The 19,411-nt window shown below is 70.6% G+C and carries 13 protein-coding genes; 8 read left to right on the plus strand and 5 right to left on the minus strand.

Annotation, left to right across the window (positions count from 1 at the left end):
• Positions 1-8 precede the first annotated feature (8 nt).
• The 4 genes from MRBLWH10_RS18550 to MRBLWH10_RS18565 all read left to right on the plus strand — a co-directional run bounded on the left by MRBLWH10_RS18550 (position 9) and on the right by MRBLWH10_RS18565 (position 6,390).
• A complete protein-coding gene (locus MRBLWH10_RS18550) occupies positions 9-1,541 on the plus strand; it encodes an NCS1 family nucleobase:cation symporter-1 (RefSeq protein ID WP_341941068.1) in 1,533 nt (510 codons plus the stop codon).
• 16 nt (positions 1,542-1,557) lie between these two features.
• Positions 1,558-2,283, plus strand: a complete 726-nt coding sequence (locus tag MRBLWH10_RS18555; RefSeq protein ID WP_341941069.1) for an aspartate/glutamate racemase family protein — start codon at positions 1,558-1,560, stop codon at positions 2,281-2,283.
• 60 nt (positions 2,284-2,343) lie between these two features.
• On the plus strand, positions 2,344-3,738 hold the full coding sequence (gene allB, locus MRBLWH10_RS18560) for an allantoinase AllB (protein WP_223585693.1): 1,395 nt from the start codon (positions 2,344-2,346) through the stop codon (positions 3,736-3,738).
• Positions 3,739-4,176: 438 nt separating this feature from the next.
• Positions 4,177-6,390: an AAA family ATPase gene (locus MRBLWH10_RS18565; RefSeq protein ID WP_341941070.1), complete on the plus strand. Its 2,214-nt coding sequence runs from the start codon at positions 4,177-4,179 to the stop codon at positions 6,388-6,390.
• 120 nt (positions 6,391-6,510) lie between these two features.
• On the opposite strand, the gene MRBLWH10_RS18570 is transcribed toward MRBLWH10_RS18565, so the two are convergent.
• The gene (locus MRBLWH10_RS18570; RefSeq protein ID WP_341941071.1) at positions 6,511-7,536 is read right to left on the minus strand and encodes a lipase family protein; all 1,026 of its coding nucleotides are present in this window, start codon (positions 7,534-7,536) and stop codon (positions 6,511-6,513) included.
• Positions 7,533-8,954, minus strand: coding sequence for a M28 family peptidase (locus tag MRBLWH10_RS18575; protein WP_341941072.1), 1,422 nt, complete (start codon positions 8,952-8,954; stop codon positions 7,533-7,535). The genes MRBLWH10_RS18570 and MRBLWH10_RS18575 overlap by 4 nt, the downstream gene beginning before the upstream one ends.
• An 87-nt stretch (positions 8,955-9,041) precedes the next feature.
• Between MRBLWH10_RS18575 and MRBLWH10_RS18580 the strand changes: the two genes are divergently transcribed.
• The gene (locus MRBLWH10_RS18580; RefSeq protein WP_341941073.1) at positions 9,042-10,019 is read left to right on the plus strand and encodes an AsnC family protein; all 978 of its coding nucleotides are present in this window, start codon (positions 9,042-9,044) and stop codon (positions 10,017-10,019) included.
• 488 nt (positions 10,020-10,507) lie between these two features.
• Here MRBLWH10_RS18580 and MRBLWH10_RS18585 read toward each other — a convergent pair whose 3' ends face one another.
• Both MRBLWH10_RS18585 and MRBLWH10_RS18590 read right to left on the minus strand, forming a co-directional pair.
• On the minus strand, positions 10,508-11,833 hold the full coding sequence (locus tag MRBLWH10_RS18585) for an MFS transporter (protein WP_341941074.1): 1,326 nt from the start codon (positions 11,831-11,833) through the stop codon (positions 10,508-10,510).
• Positions 11,834-12,119: 286 nt separating this feature from the next.
• The gene (locus MRBLWH10_RS18590) at positions 12,120-13,481 is read right to left on the minus strand and encodes a glucose-6-phosphate dehydrogenase (RefSeq protein ID WP_341941075.1); all 1,362 of its coding nucleotides are present in this window, start codon (positions 13,479-13,481) and stop codon (positions 12,120-12,122) included.
• Positions 13,482-13,706: 225 nt separating this feature from the next.
• Between MRBLWH10_RS18590 and MRBLWH10_RS18595 the strand changes: the two genes are divergently transcribed.
• The 3 genes from MRBLWH10_RS18595 to MRBLWH10_RS18605 all read left to right on the plus strand — a co-directional run bounded on the left by MRBLWH10_RS18595 (position 13,707) and on the right by MRBLWH10_RS18605 (position 18,468).
• On the plus strand, positions 13,707-15,074 hold the full coding sequence (locus tag MRBLWH10_RS18595) for an 8-oxoguanine deaminase (RefSeq protein ID WP_341941076.1): 1,368 nt from the start codon (positions 13,707-13,709) through the stop codon (positions 15,072-15,074).
• 53 nt (positions 15,075-15,127) lie between these two features.
• On the plus strand, positions 15,128-16,591 hold the full coding sequence (locus MRBLWH10_RS18600) for a nucleobase:cation symporter-2 family protein (protein ID WP_341941077.1): 1,464 nt from the start codon (positions 15,128-15,130) through the stop codon (positions 16,589-16,591).
• Between the two features lie 80 nt (positions 16,592-16,671).
• On the plus strand, positions 16,672-18,468 hold the full coding sequence (locus tag MRBLWH10_RS18605; protein WP_341941078.1) for a glycoside hydrolase family 15 protein: 1,797 nt from the start codon (positions 16,672-16,674) through the stop codon (positions 18,466-18,468).
• 186 nt (positions 18,469-18,654) lie between these two features.
• Here MRBLWH10_RS18605 and MRBLWH10_RS18610 read toward each other — a convergent pair whose 3' ends face one another.
• The gene (locus MRBLWH10_RS18610; RefSeq protein WP_105677248.1) at positions 18,655-19,242 is read right to left on the minus strand and encodes a nitroreductase family protein; all 588 of its coding nucleotides are present in this window, start codon (positions 19,240-19,242) and stop codon (positions 18,655-18,657) included.
• Positions 19,243-19,411 lie beyond the last annotated feature (169 nt).

Raw genomic sequence — 19,411 nt, forward strand, 5'->3', positions numbered from 1 at the left:
GAAAGGCAATGATGTCCACCGAAGAGTTCGTCCACATCCCGAGCAGAGCGTCAGAGGGCCTCGACGAGGCGCCCTCCATCACCATCGCTGTGCAGGCCGGCATCAGCCCCCGCCTGTACAACACCGACCTCGCGCCCACGACCCGCGAAGGTCGCCACTGGAGCGCCTACAGCATCTTCACCCTGTGGGCCAACGACGTCCACAGCCTCGGCAACTACGCGTTCGCGATCGGCCTGTTCGCCCTCGGCCTCAGCGGCGGCGCGATCCTCGGCGCACTCGCCTTCGGAGCGCTGTTCCTGTTCCTGCTGCTCACCCTCTCCGGGTTCATGGGGGAGAAGACGGGCGTCCCGTTCCCCGTCATGAGCCGCATCGCCTTCGGCGTCCACGGTGCGCAGATCCCCGGCCTGCTCCGCGGCATCGTCGCGATCGCGTGGTTCGGCATCCAGACCTTCCTCGCCTCGCAGGTGCTCCAGGTCGTCATCCTCGCGATCGCCCCCGGCGCGGCATCCCTCCAGGAGGGGTCCTTCCTCGGGCTCTCCGCCCTCGGCTGGATCACCTTCGTCGTGCTGTGGATCGTGCAGGTCATCATCGTCAGCTACGGCATGGAGATGATCCGCAAGTACGAGGCCTGGGCCGGCCCCATCATCCTCGCCACCTTCGTCGCCCTCGCCGTATGGGTGCTCGTGCAGAGCGGCTTCCAGATCAACTGGGCCCCGCACGGCACCGCAGAGGGCGGGGAGCTGTGGCTCAAGATGCTAGGCGCCGCCTCCCTCTGGGTCTCGATCTACGGCACCTTCGTGCTGAACTTCTGCGACTTCACCCGCGGCGCGAAGTCACGCAAGGCGATCATCAAGGGCAACTTCTGGGGCATCCCGATCAACATGCTGTTCTTCGGCGTGATCGTCGTCGTCCTCGCCGGCGGCACCTTCCAGATCGACGGCACCGTCATCACCTCCCCGGCCGACGTCGTCGCCGCGATCCCGAACACGTTCCTCCTCGTGCTCGCCTCGCTCGCACTGATCGCACTCACGGTCGCCGTCAACCTCATGGCCAACTTCGTCGCCCCGACCTACGCCTTCACGAACCTGCTGCCCAAGCACCTGAACTTCCGCAAGGCGGCGATCCTCTCCGCGGTGATCGGACTCGTCATCACGCCCTGGAACCTGTACAACTCGCCGATCGTCATCAACGTGTTCCTCGGCGGCCTCGGCGCCCTGCTCGGCCCGCTGTTCGGCATCATCATGGTCGACTATTGGCTGATCAAGAAGCAGCAGATCAACGTGCCGGCGCTGTACTCGACGTCGCCGGTGTCGGAGTACGCGTACTCCCGCGGATTCAACCCCCGCGCGATCATCGCCCTCGTGGTGGCCGGTGGCATCTCGCTGCTGCTCACCTTCCTCCCGGTCTTCGAGTCGGTGCGCGAGTTCTCCTGGTTCTTCGCCGCGGGGCTCGCGGCCATCGTCTACGGTGTGATCGCCGACCGTCGCGGCCCGTTCCACGACGTCGACGCGGGCGACATCGCCGTCACCCCGACCCACTGACCCAGGGAGAACGATCATGCGCATCCTCGTCGCGAACGTGAACACCACCCAGACGATGACCGACGGCATCGCCGAGGCCGCGAGAGCGGTCGCATCCCCCGGCACCGAGATCATCGGGCTCACCCCCGACTTCGGCGCCGAATCGTGCGAGGGCAACTTCGAGAGCTACCTCGCCGCGATCGCGGTGATGGACAAGATCGTCCGGTACGACGGCGAGTACGACGCGGTCATCCAGGCGGGCTACGGCGAGCACGGGCGCGAGGGGCTCCAGGAGCTGCTCACGGTCCCGGTCGTCGACATCACCGAGGCCGCGGCATCCACCGCCATGTACCTGGGGCGCTCGTACTCCGTCGTCACGACGCTCGACCGTGCGGTGCCGCTCATCGAGGACCGTCTGATCCTCGCAGGGCTCCATGACCGCTGCGCCTCGGTCCGGTCCTCCGGTCTCGGCGTGCTCGAGCTCGAGTCCGACCCCGAGCGCGCGATCGAGGCCATCGCCGCCGAGGCGCAGAAAGCGGTCGAGATCGACCGTGCCGAGGTGATCGTGCTCGGCTGCGGCGGCATGGCCGAGCTCAAGGACCGCGTCGTCGAGCTGTGCGGCGTGCCCGTCGTCGACGGCGTGCAGGCCGCGGTGGCCGTGGCCGAGGGGCTCGTGCGTCTCGGTCTCACGACCTCGAAGGTGCGCACGTACGCGCCGCCGCGCCCCAAGCGCATCACCGGCTTCGGACCCGCCGCGCGCTGAAGCGCGCACAATCGATACAACGGACATCGTCGGCACCGCAGCCGGCAGAAGGGAAGCGACATGTCGCAGGAGAACGAGCACCAGGATGCCGGAGCGGTGTCGCTCGACCCGACGGGGGAGCACTACGACCTGGTGATCCGCGGGCAGCGCGTGCTCACCTCGGCGGGTGTCCGTCCCCGTGAGGTCGGCATCCGCCACGGCGTGATCGTCGCGATGCAGCCCCTGGGCAACAACCTCGACGGCGCCGAGATCATCGAGCTCGCCGACGACGAGACCCTCATCCCGGGCCTCGTCGACACCCACGTGCACGTGAACGAGCCCGGCAGGACCGAGTGGGAGGGCTTCGCCTCCGCCACGCGCGCCGCCGCCGCCGGCGGGGTCACGACCATCGTCGACATGCCGCTGAACAGCATCCCGCCGACCATCAGCGTCGAGGCGCTGAACATCAAGCGCGAGGCCGCGAAGGGGCAGACCCACGTCGACGTGGGCTTCTGGGGCGGCGCCGTGCCCGGCAACACCGCCGACCTCCGCCCGCTGCACGACGCCGGGGTCTTCGGATTCAAGAGCTTCCTGCTGCACTCCGGTGTGGACGAGTTCCCGCCGCTGGACGCCGACGAGCTCGAGAAGGATATGCGGGAACTCGCGACGTTCGACTCGGTCATGATCGTGCACGCCGAGGACTCCCGCGCGATCGACCGCGCCCCGCAGCCCGAGGGCGACGACTACGCGAAGTTCCTCGCGTCGCGCCCCCGCGGCGCCGAGAACCTCGCGATCGCCGAGGTCATCGAGCGTGCGCGCTGGACGGGTGGACGCGCGCACATCCTGCACCTGTCGTCGTCGGATGCGCTGCCCATGCTGCGCTCCGCCAAGAACGACGGACTCAAACTCACGGTCGAGACCTGCCCGCACTACCTCACGCTCACGGCCGAGGAGATCCCGCACGGCGCCACGCAGTTCAAGTGCTGCCCGCCGATCCGCGAGGCGGGCAACCGCGAGCAGCTGTGGCAGGGCCTGGAGGACGGCACGATCGACTTCATCGTGTCGGACCACTCGCCGTCGACCCTCGACCTCAAGGACCTCGAGAACGGCGACTTCGCCGTGGCGTGGGGCGGCGTCGCGTCGCTGCAGCTCGGCCTCTCGCTGATCTGGACCGAGGCCCGTCAGCGCGGCCTCTCGCTCGAGACGGTCGTCGCGTGGATGAGCGAGCGCCCTGCGCAGTTCGCCGGGCTCACGGGCAAGGGGCGCATCGCCCCCGGCTACGACGCCGACTTCTCGATCTTCGCGGCGGATGACGCGTACGTCGTCGACGTGAAGAAGCTGCACCACAAGAACCCGCTCACCCCGTACCACGGCAAGGCCCTCGCGGGCGTCGTGCGCAAGACCTGGCTGCACGGCGAGGTCATCGACTTCGAGACCCCGCGCGGTCGTCTGCTTCGTCGCGGGATGACCGAGTAGCGGCATCCGCTTTTCGGGGCGGGTCCGGGCGCTGCGCTCGGGCCCGCCCCTTTTCGTGTGCGGCTGCTCTGTGTGCGGGTATCTCGTGGGACGGCGCCCCTGCTCTGCGTATCGGCGTCTGGAGTTGCGTGACGGCATCCGAGATTCGGACGGTTGCAGGGAATTCGGATGATTCAGACGCGTGCGTCCGAGGAAGGTGACGGCATCCGAAATTCGGACGGATGCGCGGAATTCGGATGATTCCGACGCGAGCGTCCGAAAATCCTGCGATCGTCCGAAAGGAAGGGGGGGATGGAGAACCGGGGAGAGTGTGGGCGGCCCGTCGGAGGGATGCCGTGGGCATTGACGGGAGGGAGGGGAGAGGAGTAAAGTTGAGCCAACACCACTCAACTTTGATCCATGACGGATCCGCCAGAAGGAGACTCCCCAGGAGGACGAATGACCACCCCTCAGACCGAAGACCAGCAGTCCGCACTCGAGCAGTTCGGGATCAACCTCACCGACCGCGCCCGCCAGGGCAAGCTCGACCCCGTGATCGGCCGTGACAACGAGATCCGCCGTGTCAGCCAGGTGCTCACCCGCCGCACCAAGAACAACCCGGTGCTGATCGGCGAGCCCGGCGTCGGCAAGACCGCCGTGGTCGAGGGGCTCGCCCAGCGCATCGTCGCGGGCGACGTCGCCGAGTCGCTCAAGGACAAGGAGCTGGTCTCGCTCGACATCTCCGCCCTCGTGGCTGGAGCCATGTACCGCGGCCAGTTCGAAGAGCGTCTGAAGAGCGTCCTCAAGGAGATCACCGAGTCCGACGGGCGCGTCATCACCTTCATCGACGAGCTGCACGTGCTCATGGGCGCCGGCGGCGGCGAGGGATCGGTCGCGGCATCCAACATGCTCAAGCCGATGCTCGCCCGCGGCGAGCTGCGTCTCATCGGCGCGACCACGCTCAACGAGTACCGCGAGTTCATCGAGAAGGATGCCGCGCTCGAACGCCGCTTCCAGCAGGTGTACGTGGGCGAGCCGACCGTCGAGGACACGATCGCGATCCTCCGCGGACTCAAGGGCCGCTACGAGGCGCACCACGGCGTCACGATCTCCGACAGCGCCCTGGTCGCCGCCGCCGCCCTGTCGAACCGCTATCTGCCCGCACGGCAGCTGCCGGACAAGGCGATCGACCTGATCGACGAGTCGATGTCTCGCCTCAAGATGGAGATCGACTCGTCTCCGGTCGAGATCGACCAGCTCAAGCGCCAGGTCGACCGCATGAAGCTCGAAGAGCTCGCCCTCAAGCGCGAGAAGGACGCCGCATCGAAGGAGCGCCTGAGCGCCCTGCGCGAGCAGCTCGTCGGCATGGAGAAGCAGCTCGCAGGGCTCGAGGAGCGGTGGGCGCGCGAGCGGCAGGGGCTCAACCGCGTGGGCGAGCTGAAGAAGCAGCTCGACGACGCGATCACGCAGCGCGACCTCGCGATGCGCAACGCCGACTACACGAAGGCGTCGAAGCTCGAGTACGAGACGATCAAGCGCCTCGAACGCGACATCGCGGAGGCCGAGCAGGCCGAGGCCACGACCTCGACCGAGCCCCGCATGGTCAACGAGCAGGTCACCGACGAAGACATCGCCGCCGTGATCGCCGCGTGGACCGGCATCCCCGTCGGCCGCCTCATGCAGGGCGAGAGCGAGCGTCTCCTGCACCTGGAGTCCGAGCTGGGCAAGCGCCTGATCGGGCAGAAGGATGCCGTGAAGGCCGTGTCGGATGCCGTGCGCCGCTCCCGCGCGGGCATCAGCGACCCCGGTCGCCCGACCGGCTCGTTCCTGTTCCTCGGACCGACCGGTGTCGGCAAGACCGAGCTGGCGAAGGCCCTCGCGGACTTCCTGTTCGACGACGAGCACGCCATGGTGCGCATCGACATGTCGGAGTACGGCGAGAAGCACTCCGTGTCGCGGCTCGTCGGCGCACCTCCCGGATACGTCGGCTACGAGCAGGGCGGTCAGCTCACCGAGGCCGTGCGGCGTCGCCCGTACAGTGTGATCCTGCTCGACGAGGTCGAGAAGGCGCACCCCGAGGTGTTCGACGTGCTGCTGCAGGTGCTCGACGACGGGCGTCTCACCGACGGCCAGGGTCGCACGGTCGACTTCTCCAACGTCATCCTGATCCTGACCTCGAACCTCGGCTCGCCGATCCTCATCGATCCGACGCTGTCGCCCGACGACAAGCGCGAGCAGGTCATGGCGCTGGTGCGTCAGGCGTTCCGGCCCGAGTTCCTGAACCGCCTCGACGACATCGTGATGTTCTCGGCGCTGAGCGAAGACGACCTCGCCCAGATCGTCGAGCTCACGGTCGACGCGCTGCAGAAGCGGCTGCACGACCGCCGTCTCACGCTCGCGGTCACCCCGGATGCGCGGACCTGGCTCGCCGAGCGGGGCTACGACCCGGTGTTCGGTGCACGTCCTCTTCGCCGCCTCATCCAGAGCGAGGTGCAGAACAGGCTGGCGACCGCGCTGCTGTCGGGCAATGTGCACGACGGTGACACGGTGCGGGTCGACATCGCCGCCGACGGGTCGGGCCTCGTGCTCACCGCCGAGACCCCGGAGCCGCCGGCCCCTGGCGCCCCGGCATCCGACGACGACGTGATCGAGGCCGAGCTCCTCGACGACTGAGTGCCGCACGCGGTTTGACGCGGGTGAGGGGTCAGAGAATGCCGCTGCGGGGATGCCCGTGGCGGCACTCTCTGGCCCCTCACCGTGTGCGGCGGGGGCGTTTCGTCTCGCTGCGCTCGCTCAACGACCGGGGGCGAAGCGGTCGGCGATCCAGGCGGCGGCCTGCGAGGGGGCGTGCTGCGGATGCATCGTTCCGGAGTGGTGGGTCGGCCACCACGCGGAGGTCAGCGCCACGCCCGTCGCGCGGTACCGGCGCAGCAGGCGCGCGGTCAGGGGCGCGGGGGCGACCTCGTCGAATCGCGCGGCGTCGATCCGCACCGGCGCGCGCAGCCCCGTGAGCGACGCGACCTCGTTCGCACGGAAGCTCGCGGCGAGACGTGCGAACAGCTCGTCGCCCGCGCGTCCTCCGATGCGGCCGGGGGCGATGCCTCCCCATGACGTCCGGGCCGCGAGCTCCGTCAGACACAGCTCGTCGAGGTCGGGCCAGAGCTCCGCGGCGCGAGGGCTGAGGCCGTCGGAGGTGATCAGCTCCTGCATCCGCTCGTCCGTCGTCGCGGCGCCGCGGAGCATCAGGGCGATCAGCGCCGACACCACTCCCGAGCCCGCGAAACGCGCGCCGATCCTGCGGGAGAGGCCGATGCTGAGGTCCATCCGGGTGACGGGGGCGAACGCCGCCGTGCCGACCAGCCGCGCACCCGCGACGGGGGCGACCGAGGCGTGCAGCGCGGCCACGGCGCCCTCGGAGTGACCGGCCGCCACCCACGCGTCACCGAGGTCGGCGTCGAACGACGCGCGCGCCCGCACCATCGCGTGCATCGATTCCGCCAGGGACGCACCGATCAGGTACGGATGGATGCCGGGGTCGCCGATGCCCTCGTAGTCGGGGCGCAGCACGGCGATGCCCCGCGCGACGAGCATCCGGCACAGGGCGTCTCCCTGCGACATCCGCCGCCACTCCGGATGCTCGGGGCTTCCGATGCTCGGCGCCGACCGCGGCGAGCCGCCCGTCGTCATGTGCCCGTAGACGACGACGGGTCGGCCGCCCGCGGGCGCAGGCCCGTCCGGAACGTGCAGCAGCCCGGTCTGCTCCTGCACCGAGCCGTCGATCCCCGCAGCGGGGAAGGTGACGACGCGACCAGGGATCACCAGCGCCCCCGCGGCAGCCTCCGCCGCAGCGCCGCGGGCATGGTGCCCAGCATCCGTCCGTTCCGCCTGTCGGCGTCGTCGACGAGGTCGGCGAAGAAGCGGGCGACCGGCACCAGCTGCGCGCGATCGATGCGCTCGATCGTGTCGGCGTCGTCATAGAGGTAGAGGGGGCCGGAGATGAGGCTGATCGTCGGCACCCCCGAGACGAACGTGAACGAGGCGTCGGTGGGGATTCCGCCGGCGAAGAACTCCAGCATCCCCGCGCCCATGAGGCTCGTGCCGTGCAGGCGATGGCGTCGGATGCTGCGGGCGATCCGCCACGTGAAGGCCGGGTTCACGTTCACGAAGATACCGCGCGGCTCGGTCTCGCCCGTGCTCTCGAAGCCGCCGTCGCGGCCCTCGACGGCCCGCAGCCCGATGTGCTCGATCGTGGCGTTGAGCACGACGTTCCACGGGGAGTCCGGCGACAGGACGTAGCGTCGGGCGAACTCGCGGTGCGCCTGATACCCGGTGAAGTGCGTGTCGAACGTGACGAACAGCAGCGTCTTCTCGCGCACGACCCCGGATGCCGCGGCGGCGCCGTAGTGCTCGGCGAGCGCGATGACCTCGGCGGTGCCCGAGGCGTCTTCGACCGCACCGGGGCCGATCGAGTCGTGGTGCGACTGGATCATCACGGCATCCGACGTGCGTCCGGGGAGGACGCCGATCACGGTGCGCGACACGACCTCCTCGCGCGTGATGTCGAGGGTGAGCCGTGCCGCGGGGTGCGCGGCGAGGAGCCGCCGCAGCCGCGCCCCCTCGGCGCGCGTGACCCAGGCGCCGGGGAGCGTGAACAGCGTCCGCCGGTAGTACTCGTTGTGGTAGTTGCGGGAGTCGGGGTAGTCGCGCAGCACCCCGATCACGCCCACGGCGCCCGCCGTGGCCGCGTCGGTGATCGTGCGGGCGAGGGACGTGACGTAGGGATTGCGGCTGCCGAGCACCTCGCGGCGCATCACCCGACGGCCGGGGTCGTGCAGGTACATGGTCAATGGCAGCGAGTGCGCCACCGTCATGTCGAACGTGAGGTCGAACAGCACGATCGCCCCGCGCACGTCGTGGCGCCGCACCCGGTCGGCGCCGATGTCGACCACGCGCGCGTCGATGCGGTGCTCTGCAGTACCGGTCCAGTCGTGCGCGGCGAGTCCGGAGTGCAGGATCGGCGAGCAGGCCAGATCCTCGTCGCCCACGCGGATGCTGCAGGCGTCGGCCCTCCACGAGAACGAGGGCACCTCCATCACCTGCGTCTCGAGACCCGCCCCCGCGAAGCGCTCCGAGACGTACGCGGCAGCGGACTCGCCGCCCGAGGTCCCGGTGGCGCGCGGTGCCATCGCGACGAGATCCTCGATGCTCGCCATGATCGACTCTTCGCTCATACCCATGAGGTGAGGCTAGGGAGAACGACGCGATACGGGAACAGTCATGCTGAATCCTTCACTTCTCATGGGGAGATGCTTACGATTCGTCACATGGACAGTCTCCGCGACCTCGGCGAGCTCGACCTCGCCATCGTGCATGCCCTGCAGATCGACGCCAGAGCGCCCTGGACGCGCGTCGCAGCGGTGGTGGGAGCGGATGCCGCGACCGTCGCCCGGCACTGGCAGGCCCTGCGCGAGGAGTCGCTCGCGTGGCTCACGGCCTGGCCGACGCCGGAGCGCTTCTCGTCGACCACCGATGTCGCGATGGTGCTGCTCGACCCCCGCACGAGCGCCGACGCGGTCGACGGCATCGCGCGGCTCCCGTGGGTGCTGAGCGCCGACGACACCTCGGCCGGCGTGCTCGTGCTGGTCGCGGGAGCAGGAGGCCTCGCCGTGCTCGGCGACCGTGTGCGCGCCGTCGCCGAGCGGGGGGCGCGCGTGCGACGGATGGACGTGGCCGCGGCGATCGTGGCCGAGGACTCGACGTGGCGGCTGCGCGTGCTCTCGCGACAGCAGCAGCGGGCGCTGCGGGATCCGTCGCGGCCCGACGAGGCCCGCCCGCCGAGGGCGGAGATCGTCGCGGAGGTCGCCGAGGCCCTCGACGAGGATCCGCGGATGCCGGCGGCATCCGTCGCGAAGATCCTCGGGGTCTCCGAGGCCACCGCCCGCCGCACGGTCGACAGGGCCGTCGCCGCCGGGCTGCTGCGACTCGGCTGCGACCTCGCGATGCCGGCCGCCGGGTACCGTCGGGGTGCGATCCTCTGGGCGCGTTCCGCCGACGCCGAGGGGGCCGCCGCACGAGCCGCACGCCTGCCGGAGGCGCATCGCGTCGGCATCCTCGTCGGGCGCGCTCCGCTGTTCGTGGGGGTGCGCGCGCGGTCGCTGACGAGCCTGCAGCAGATCGAACAGGCCTGGGGAGACGACATCGACGTCGTCGACCGCTGGACCGTGTTGCGCGGCATCAAGCGCAACGGCCACCTGCTCGACGCCTCCGGCCGATCACGTGAGCGCGTGCCGCTGCGCTGGTGACGCGGAGGGGCTGTGGGGGTGCCTGGGGTGCTGGGTGCTGCGGGTGCGTCACGGGGTGCCGCGTGGGGTGCGGGTGCAGCGGGTGCCGCGCGGAGATGCGTGCGTTCGGGAGGAGAAAGCAGGTTCGGGAGGAGAGTTCAGCCCGATTGCTCCTCCCGAGAGTGAGTTCTCCTCCCGGGCGGGTGGGCGTGCGGGTGAGCCGCGGGAGCCTCAGGAGCCGCAGTTGCCACGCGTGGGTTGCGTGCGTTCGGGAGGAGAAAGCAGGTTCGGGAGGAGGGTTGAGCCGGATTGCTCCTCCCGAGCGTGAGAACTCCTCCCGAGCGGGTGGCGGCTTCCGGCGCGGGATGAGCGGATGCCGCGGCGCGGGATGAGCGGATGCCGCGGCGCGGGATGAGCGGATGCCGCGGCGCGGGCAGGCCGTGTCGGTCAGCGTGTGGCGCGGTCGGCCTGCAGCGCAGGCAACCCCCGGCGTGGGCAACCCGGCGCGGTCAGGCGTCGGCGCGGGCCTCGGCGCGCAGGCGGGCGTCGAGGCGATAGCGCGAGAGCGGCACCAGGCTCGCGGCGCACAGGGCCGCGGGGATCACCGACACTCCCAGCACGATCGCCCACTGCGCGGCATCAGACTGGACGATCTCGTCGCCGGTCGTGGCGACGTAGCCGCCGACGCTCAGGACGAGCCCGAGCAGCGCGGGTCCGAGGGCGTAGCCGAGCAGCTCGAACCCCGACCAGACGCCCGAGATCATGCCGATGCGGTTGGTTCCGCTGCGTCTGGCGTCTTCCGCCGCGACGTCGGGGAGCATCGCGAGCGGGAAGAGCTGCGCCCCGGCGTAGCCGACGCCGACGATGCCCGAGGCGATCAGCAGCGGCAGCGGCTCACCTGATCGCGCCGTGAGCAGGGCGAGGAGCCCGATGGTCATCACGACCGTGGCGACGGCGAACCCGCCCTTCTTGCCGATCCTCCGCCCGAGCAGCGACCAGACGGGGGTCAGCACGACGGCGGGGCCCACGAAGCACACGAACGCGATCGTGGCGACGCCCGGATCGTGCACGACATGCCGCGCGACGTAGACGACGCCGCCGAGCACCATGCCGATGGCGACCGCCTGCAGCACGTAAGAGACGATCAGCGTGCGCGAGTCCTTCTCGCGCAGCACGATCGCGAGCTGTTCGAGCAGCCGCCCGCCGGCGACCTCATCGCGCGTCAGGGCGACGCGCCTCGTGCCCCACCACACCCCGATCGTGCCGACGAGGATCAGCACGGCCATCGCGCCGGCCATGATCCGGTACCCGGCGACGCCCCCGACTGCCTCGACGAGCAGGGGCGCCGTCGCGCCGGAGACGAGGATCGCGAGGGTGAACACGATCACCCGCCACGTGATGAGCCGCGTCCGCTCGGAGTAGTCGTCGGTGATCTCGGCCGACATCGCGAGGTACGGCACCTGGAAGAACGCGTACACGGTGGCCGTGGCGAGGAACAGCACGAGCACCCAGAGCGCGGCCGCGACCGGCGGTGCGGTCGGTCCGAAGAACATGGCGAGGAACGCGAGCGCGAGGAGGATGCCGGCGCGGAGGATGAACGGCCGACGTCGGTCGTGCGGATGCCGTGAGCGATCGCTGATGCGCCCCGCGATCGGGTTGAGGAAGAAGTCCCACGCCTTCGGGGCGAACACGATCATCCCGGCGATCGCCGCCTCCACGCCGAGCAGGTCCGTGAGGAAGGGCATCAGGATGAGCCCCGGCACCGTGCCGTAGGTGCCGGAGGCGATCCCGCCGAGGGCGTAACCGGCTCTGGTCCGCCGCGAGAGGGCTGTCATGCAGCCGATCGTAGGACCGGTCGCTCACTCCGGTCCGTGTTCTGCCCTCGTTCCGTCATCTGATCCGATCCTGTGCCCGGGATCGGTCAGAAGCGCATCCCGGATGCCGACGGCGGACGCGTCCGGTCCGATCGGCGCGGTCAGCGGAGAGCAGGCAGCGGACAGCGTGCCCGGCAGCGGGCAGCGGGCAGCGGGCAACGGAGAGCGGAGAGCCGGGAGCCGGCACCGGGGAACGGCGAGCGCGATGCACGCGAACCGATGCGCGCGAACCGAGGCCAGGGGAGGGTCAGAGGTGCGGCCAGGCGGCGGGGCCGGACGAACCGGCGGGGTACTCCTCCAGCGGGGTCTCGCCCCGGGCCCACGCGTCGCGCACCGGCTGGATGATGCGCCAGCACTCCTCGGCCTCGTCGGCTCGCACCGACAGGGCGACCTCGCCGTCGAGCAGCTCGTCGAGGACCTCCTCGTAGGAGCGTCGCTGGCCCTCGCCGAGGTCGGCCGTGAGGTCTTCGTCGCGGAGGGCGAACGGGTCGTCCCCGCCTGTCATGTGCAGTCGCAGCGCCAAGGTGTCTGGGCCGAGCGAGAACGTGAGGCGGCCGCCGTCCTCCGGTGTGCCGTGGAGTCCGGCCGGGATGTGCCGCACGCGCTTGAAGGTGATGACGACCTCCGACTTCTTGGCCTCCAGCGCCTTGCCGGAGCGCAGCACGAACGGCACGCCCTCCCAGCGGTCGTTCGCGACCTCGAAGGTCACCTCCGCCAGGGTCTCGGTGCCGCGCGCGGCATCCACGCCCTCCTCATCCGCGTACGCCGGCAGGTCGCGGTCCCCGACCCGCCCCGCGGTGTACCTGGCGCGGCGGGCGGCGTCGGCGATGTCCCCGCGCACGCGAGTGGCGCGCAGCACCGCGGCCTTGGCGTCGCGCAGGTCGCGCTCGCCGAGGGTCGCGGGAGGGTCCATCGCGAGCAGCGCCAGCACCTGGAGCAGGTGGCTCTGGATCATGTCGACCATCGCGCCGGCGCTGTCGTAGTACCGGGCGCGGCCCTCGAGCGCGAGCGACTCGTCGAAGCGGATGTGCACGGATTCGATGTGCTCGGCCGACCACACCGGCTCCCACATGCGGTTCGCGAGCCGCACGCCGAGCAGATTGAGCAGCGTCGACCGGCCGAGGAAGTGGTCGACCCGGAACACCTGCTGCTCGGGGACGAGCGTGGCCAGCTGCTCGTTGAGCTCTCTGGCACTGGCCTCGTCGTCGCCGAAGGGCTTCTCCATCGCGAGGAGCGTGCCCTCCGGCAGCGACATGCCCTGCATCGCGTCGATCGCCCTGCGGGTGACGGCGGGCGGCAGGGCGAAGTAGAGGACGGTCCCCGGCTGCAGCGACCCGACGATCCGGCCGACGGCGTCGCGATCGGTCACGTCGGCGGCGGCGTAGTCGCCGACCGTGACGCGATCGAGCGCACCGGGGGAGTCGGCGAACGCGGTCGCGACGACCTGCTGCCACTTCGCGGCAACCCAGTCCTCCGTGCCGGCGCCGCGCAGGGTGATCTTCCGCTGCGGCTGGCGGGCCAGCAGGGCGGCCAGCGACGGCAGCAGCAGCCGGGAGGTCAGGTCGCCGGATGCGCCGAGGATGAACAGGGTCGTGGGAGTGCTGGCCATGGGCGCGAGGCTACCGGGCATTGCCGGGGATTCCCAGCCTGCGGCTTGACTTTCGCATCTTGGAATTAAGCGTCCGAGATGTGAGATTAGTTCTTGACGGGCGTGCGGCGCGGCTGATAGACCTGAAGAGTCCCGATGAGGGGGCTCCTGGATCAGCAGACAGGACACAACTGAGCTGGCCCTGTGGGGCCGGCACGCGGCTCCACCGTACGGAAGGAGTCCACCATGTCGCAGCATCCGGCCACCACCTGGCTCAAGAATCCGCTCGGCGTCTACACGGGCACGGATGCCGACGCCTCGGGCGGAATCGTCGTCGAGGGCTCGCGCATCCGCGAGCTCGTACCTGCGGGGGGAGCGCCGAGCGCCCCCGTCGACGAGGTGCTCGACGCGTCGCGGCACGTCGTGATCCCCGGCCTCATCAACACGCACCACCACTTCTACCAGACCCTCACCCGCGCCTGGACGCCCGTCGTGAGCGCCGAGCTCTTCCCCTGGCTGAAGGGGCTGTACGGGGTGTGGGCCGGGCTCACGCCGCGCGACCTGGAGCTCGCGACCACCGTGGCGCTCGCCGAGCTGCTGCTGTCGGGGTGCACCACAGCGGCCGACCACCACTACCTGTTCCCGAACGGCCTGGAGGACGGCATCGACGTGCAGGTCGACGTCGTCAAGAGGCTCGGCATGCGTGCCACGCTCACCCGCGGCTCGATGTCGCTCGGCGAGGACGACGGCGGACTCCCGCCGCAGCGCACGGTGCAGGATGCCGAGACCATCCTCGCCGACAGCGAGCGGCTCGTCGGCGCCTACCACGAGCGCGGCGACGGGGCCTTCGTGCAGATCGGACTCGCCCCGTGCTCGCCGTTCTCGGTGACCACGGGCGTGATGCGCGACACCGCCGACCTCGCCGAGCGCCTCGACGTGCGCCTGCACACGCACCTCGCCGAGACCCTCGACGAGGAGGACTTCTGCCGCGAGACGTTCGGCCTGCGCACTGTCGACTACCTGGAGAGCGTCGGCTGGCTGTCTGACCGCACCTGGCTGGCGCACGGCATCCACTTCGACGACGCCGAGATCGCGCGTCTCGGCGCAGCGGGGACCGCCGTGTCGCACTGCGCGACCTCGAACATGCGCCTCGCCTCCGGCATCGCCCGCACCCTCGAGCTCGAGGAGGCCGGCGCTCCCGTCGGACTCGGCGTCGACGGCTCCGCCTCGAACGACGGCTCGAACATGATCCAGGAGGTGCGTCAGGCGCTGTACCTGCAGCGCCTCCGCTACGGCGCGGCCGCCGTCACCCCGGAGCGCGCGCTCGGCTGGGCGACCGCAGGATCCGCCCGTGCGCTCGGACGCAGCGACATCGGAGCCCTCGCCCCGGGGATGCAGGCCGACCTCGCCATGTTCACGCTCGACGAGCTGCGCTTCTCCGGCAGCCACGACCCCGTCGCCGCCCTGCTCCTGTGCGGAGCCGAGCGCGCCGACCGGGTCATGGTCGGCGGGCGCTGGCGGGTGATCGACGGCCTCATCGACGGCCTCGACATCCCCCGGCTCATCGCCCAGCACAGCGAGGCGGCGCGCGGCCTCCTCGCACGGCTCTCCTGACCCACCATCCGCACGACGACAGACAACCGGCAACAGACGACGAAGAGGTCGACATGAACACCACGAAGACGGCATCCCTCCGCCCGGAGGACGAGCGCCTGCCGCTCGGCTCCACCATCGCCTACGGCATCCAGCACGTGCTCACGATGTACGGCGGCATCATCGCCCCTCCGCTCATCATCGGCTCGATGGCGGGTCTCGACGGCGCCGAGATCGGCGTGCTGATCACGGCCTGCCTCTTCATGGGCGGGCTCGCGACGGTGCTGCAGACCGTCGGCATCCCGTTCTTCGGCTCGCAGCTGCCGCTCGTGCAGGGCGTCTCGTTCGCTGGTGTGGCGACGATGGGCGCGATCGTGACGAGTGGCGGCGGGCTCCCCGCCGTGTTCGGGGCGGTGATCGTGGCGTCGATCATCGGCCTCCTCATCGCGCCGGTGTTCGCGACGATCATCCGGTTCTTCCCGCCCGTGGTGACCGGCGTCGTCATCACGACCATCGGCCTCACGCTGCTGCCGGTCGCGGCGGGGTGGGCGATGGGCGGCAACAGGGAGGCGGCGGACTTCGGCTCGCCGCAGAACCTGCTCCTCGCGGCGATCACCCTGGTCATCGTGCTGGTGCTGAGCAAGGTGCCGGTGGGGGCGATCTCACGGCTGGCGATCCTGCTCGCGATCGTGATCGGCACGATCGTCGCGGCCCTCCTCGGCCGGGTCGACTTCGGCGCGGTCGGCGACGGTCCCATCTTCGCCCTGCCGAGCGTGTTCGGATTCGGGATGCCGACGTTCGAGATCGCCGGCATCATCTCGATGTTCATCGTGATCCTCGTGACGCTCACCGAGACGACCGCCGACATCCTCGCCGTCGGCGAGATCGTGGGCACGAAGGTCGACTCGAAGCGCATCGCCGCGGGACTCCGCGCCGACATGCTCTCCAGTGCCGTGTCGCCCGTGTTCGGCTCGTTCACGCAGTCGGCCTTCGCGCAGAACGTCGGCCTCGTCGCGATCACGGGAGTCAAGAGCCGCTTCGTCGTCACCGCGGGCGGCGTCGTGCTGGTCGTGCTCGGCCTCCTCCCCGTGCTCGGCAGGGTCGTGGCCGCCGTGCCGAGCCCGGTGCTCGGCGGCGCGGGCATCGTGCTCTTCGGGTCCGTCGCCGCCAGCGGCATCCGCACGCTCGCGAAGGTCGACTACCGCGGCAACATGAACCTCGTCATCGTCGCCACCGCGATCGGCATCGGCATGCTGCCCATCGCCGCGCCGACGATCTACGACCAGATGCCGGCGTGGTTCGTCACGATCTTCCACTCCGGGATCAGCTCGGCCGCGGTCGCGGCGATCCTGCTGAACCTCGTGTTCAACCACCTCGGCGCGCGTCCGAACAAGGATGCGTCCGTGCTCGCGGCGGCGCCGACGCGCAGCATCCCCGTCGCGTACCTCGACGCGCTCGAAGACGGCGACTCCGTCGTCGACGGCAGGATCGTGGATCGCGAGGGCAAAGAGGTCGAGGTGGATCGCACCGACCACTGACCCGCGAGCCTCCGCGCCCGTCCCGTTCGCGCGGGGCGGGCGCGGTGGCGTTCGCGGGCGCGTCGTGACAGGCTCGGGACGTGGCTGCGCGCATCGAGGACTACGCCCTTCTGAGCAACTGCCGGACCGCGGCGCTGGTGTCGGATCAGGGGAGCATCGACTGGCTGTGCCTGCCGCGCCTCGACTCGGCGTCGGCGTTCGGCGCGATCCTCGGCGACGAGGCCCAGGGCAGGTGGCGGCTGCGCCCCGCCGACCCGGATGCCGTGAGCTCCCGCCGATACGACGGCGACACGTTCGTGCTCATCACCCGCTGGGAGACCGCGGATGCCGTGGCCGAGGTGCACGACTTCATGCCGATCGGCCTCGATCCCGACGTGACCGTCGGCCGCACCGATCTCGTGCGTCGCATCGTCGGGGTGCGCGGCGAGATGACGTTCGCGCAGCGGCTGAGCATCCGCCTCGACTACGCGCGTGTCATACCGTGGGTGCGTCAGACCGGCACCGAGGAGGAGCCGTGCCTGGTGGCCATCGGGGGACCGGATGCCGTCGCCCTCCGCGGCGCGCAGCTGACGGCATCCGATCACCGGCACGAGGGTGAGGCGACCGTGACGGCGGGGGAGGTGCGCGACCTGCAGCTGACGTGGTTCCCCTCGCACCGCGATCTCCCGCCCGCGCTCGACGCCGACGAGGAGGTCGAGCGCACGAAGAGCTGGTGGCAGGAGTGGGCCGACCGGATCTCGCACGACGGCGCCCGCCGCGGCGACGTCGTGCGGTCGCTGCTGATCCTGCGCGCGCTCACGAACCACGAGACCGGGGGCATCGCCGCCGCGGCGACCATGTCGCTCCCGGAGGAGATCGGGGGCGTGCGCAACTGGGACTACCGGTACGTGTGGCTGCGCGACGCGGCCCTCACCCTCGAGGCCCTGTTGGATCACGGCTTCGTCGCGGTCGCCGGGCGCTGGCGGGAGTGGCTGCTGCGCGCCGTGGCCGGAGACCCCGGAGATCTGCAGATCATGTACGGGCTCGCCGGCGAGCGCGACCTCCCCGAGCGGGTGCTGCCCGAGTTCCCCGGATACGAGGGGTCGGCGCCCGTGCGCATCGGCAACGGCGCCTCGGCGCAGTACCAGGCGGACGTCGTCGGAGAGGTGCTGGTGACGCTGTCGGCCGCCCGCGCCGCCGGCCTCGGCGAGTCGGAGTTCTCGTGGCCGCTGGAGCGCCAGCTCGTGCGCTTCGCCTCGGAGCAGATCGAGCGGCCGGACCAGGGCCTCTGGGAGATCAGGGGCGAGCCGCACCGCTTCACCCACTCGCGCGTGATGATCTGGGCGGCGTTCGACCGGGCGGTGCGCGCCGTGGAGGAGTTCGGCCTCGACGGACCCGTGGAGCGCTGGCGCGGGCTGCGCGACCGCATGAGGGAGGAGATCGACCGGGACGGCGTCGTCGACGGGTGCTTCGTGCAGTACTACGGCACGACCGAGGTCGACGCGTCGCTGCTGCTCCTGCCCCAGGTCGGCTACTGCCGTCCGGACGACCCGCGGATGCTGGCCACGGTCGCGCGCATCGAGCAGACGCTGATGCCCGACGGCCTGGTCCGCCGCTACCGCACGGGCACCGGGGTCGACGGGCTGACGGGCTCGGAGGGCGCGTTCCTCGCGTGCTCGTTCTGGCTGGTGGAGCAGTACGCCGTCACCGGCCGGCACGAGGAGGCCCACGACCTCATGGACCGGCTGTGCGGGATCGCGAACGACGTGGGGATGCTGTCGGAGGAGTACGACCCGGTGTCGGGTCGACAGCTCGGCAACACGCCGCAGGCCTTCTCTCATCTCGCGCTCGTGCGCGCCGCCGACGCGCTGGCCCGTGCGGAGCACCGCCCCCGCTGACTGCTGGACCGCGGCATCCCGTGCATCGGCATCCCCGGCTGCGGCATCCCGTGCCCTGGCGCCCCTGACGCCCCGGCATCCCGTGCAACGCCGACGCCCCACCTGGCTGCCGACGCCCCCTTCGCAGGCGGCTGCGAGGTGGGGCGTCGACGCGCAGATGGGGCGTCGGATGGGGTGAGCGGATGCTCAGGCGCTGAGGATGACCGTCTCGGCGATCGGGCGGCGCACGCGCGGAGCGACCTCGCGCTCCTGCAGGACCTCGGGAAGGGCCTCGACATCGCCGAACTCGCCGACGGCGATGGCGGTGATGGCCGAGAAGCGCGGCGCCAGGTCGGCGACCTCGCGGACGACCTCGGGGTCGAAGCCGCTCATCTGGTGCACGTAGAGGCCGTCGTTGTGCGCCTGCACGGAGAAGTGCGCCACGGCCTGGCCGAGGTCGTACACGGCGTGGGTGATCGGGGTGCCGTCTTCGGTGGCGGTCTCGGCGACGGCGATGATCAGCACCGCGGCGTTGCCGGCCCAGGCCTGGTTGAAGCCCATGAGCGCGTCGACGATCTGCGCGTGCAGGGCGGTGCCGCGGCGGGCGACGATGAAGCGCCACGGCTGCGTGTTGTTGGCGGAGGGGGTCCAGCGGGCAGCCTCGAGGGCGGCGGACAGCTTGGACTCGTCGATCGCGGTCTCGGCGTCGAAGGCGCGCGGGCTCCAGCGGCCGGCGAGCACGTCGAGGACGGGGTGCTCGGTGGGGGCGGTGCGGTCGATCACGGGAGTGCTCATGGAAGTGCCTTTCAGAAGGAGCGGATCGGACTCCTTCGTCCGGGTACACGGGGGTGAACACATGTATGTGCATGCATATTCCCGCCCGAAATCGAGAAGTCGTTCCGTGTCCGTTCGCCCTCTGTTCATCTCCGCGGGCGCCTCCGACGGAACATCCGCGTCGTCCTGT

The organism is Microbacterium sp. LWH10-1.2, from assembly GCF_038397765.1.
GTDB lineage: Bacteria > Actinomycetota > Actinomycetes > Actinomycetales > Microbacteriaceae > Microbacterium > Microbacterium natoriense.

Excerpts from the sequence above, each read along its gene's own strand:
- MRBLWH10_RS18550 (WP_341941068.1), top strand. The coding sequence starts at position 9 with ATGATGTCCACCGAAGAGTTCGTCCACATCCCGAGCAGAGCGTCAGAG.
- MRBLWH10_RS18555 (WP_341941069.1), top strand. The coding sequence starts at position 1,558 with ATGCGCATCCTCGTCGCGAACGTGAACACCACCCAGACGATGACCGAC.
- allB (WP_223585693.1), top strand. The coding sequence starts at position 2,344 with ATGTCGCAGGAGAACGAGCACCAGGATGCCGGAGCGGTGTCGCTCGAC.
- MRBLWH10_RS18565 (WP_341941070.1), top strand. The coding sequence starts at position 4,177 with ATGACCACCCCTCAGACCGAAGACCAGCAGTCCGCACTCGAGCAGTTC.
- MRBLWH10_RS18575 (WP_341941072.1), bottom strand. The coding sequence starts at position 8,954 with ATGGGTATGAGCGAAGAGTCGATCATGGCGAGCATCGAGGATCTCGTC.
- MRBLWH10_RS18580 (WP_341941073.1), top strand. The coding sequence starts at position 9,042 with ATGGACAGTCTCCGCGACCTCGGCGAGCTCGACCTCGCCATCGTGCAT.
- MRBLWH10_RS18585 (WP_341941074.1), bottom strand. The coding sequence starts at position 11,833 with ATGACAGCCCTCTCGCGGCGGACCAGAGCCGGTTACGCCCTCGGCGGG.
- MRBLWH10_RS18590 (WP_341941075.1), bottom strand. The coding sequence starts at position 13,481 with ATGGCCAGCACTCCCACGACCCTGTTCATCCTCGGCGCATCCGGCGAC.
- MRBLWH10_RS18595 (WP_341941076.1), top strand. The coding sequence starts at position 13,707 with ATGTCGCAGCATCCGGCCACCACCTGGCTCAAGAATCCGCTCGGCGTC.
- MRBLWH10_RS18600 (WP_341941077.1), top strand. The coding sequence starts at position 15,128 with ATGAACACCACGAAGACGGCATCCCTCCGCCCGGAGGACGAGCGCCTG.
- MRBLWH10_RS18610 (WP_105677248.1), bottom strand. The coding sequence starts at position 19,242 with ATGAGCACTCCCGTGATCGACCGCACCGCCCCCACCGAGCACCCCGTC.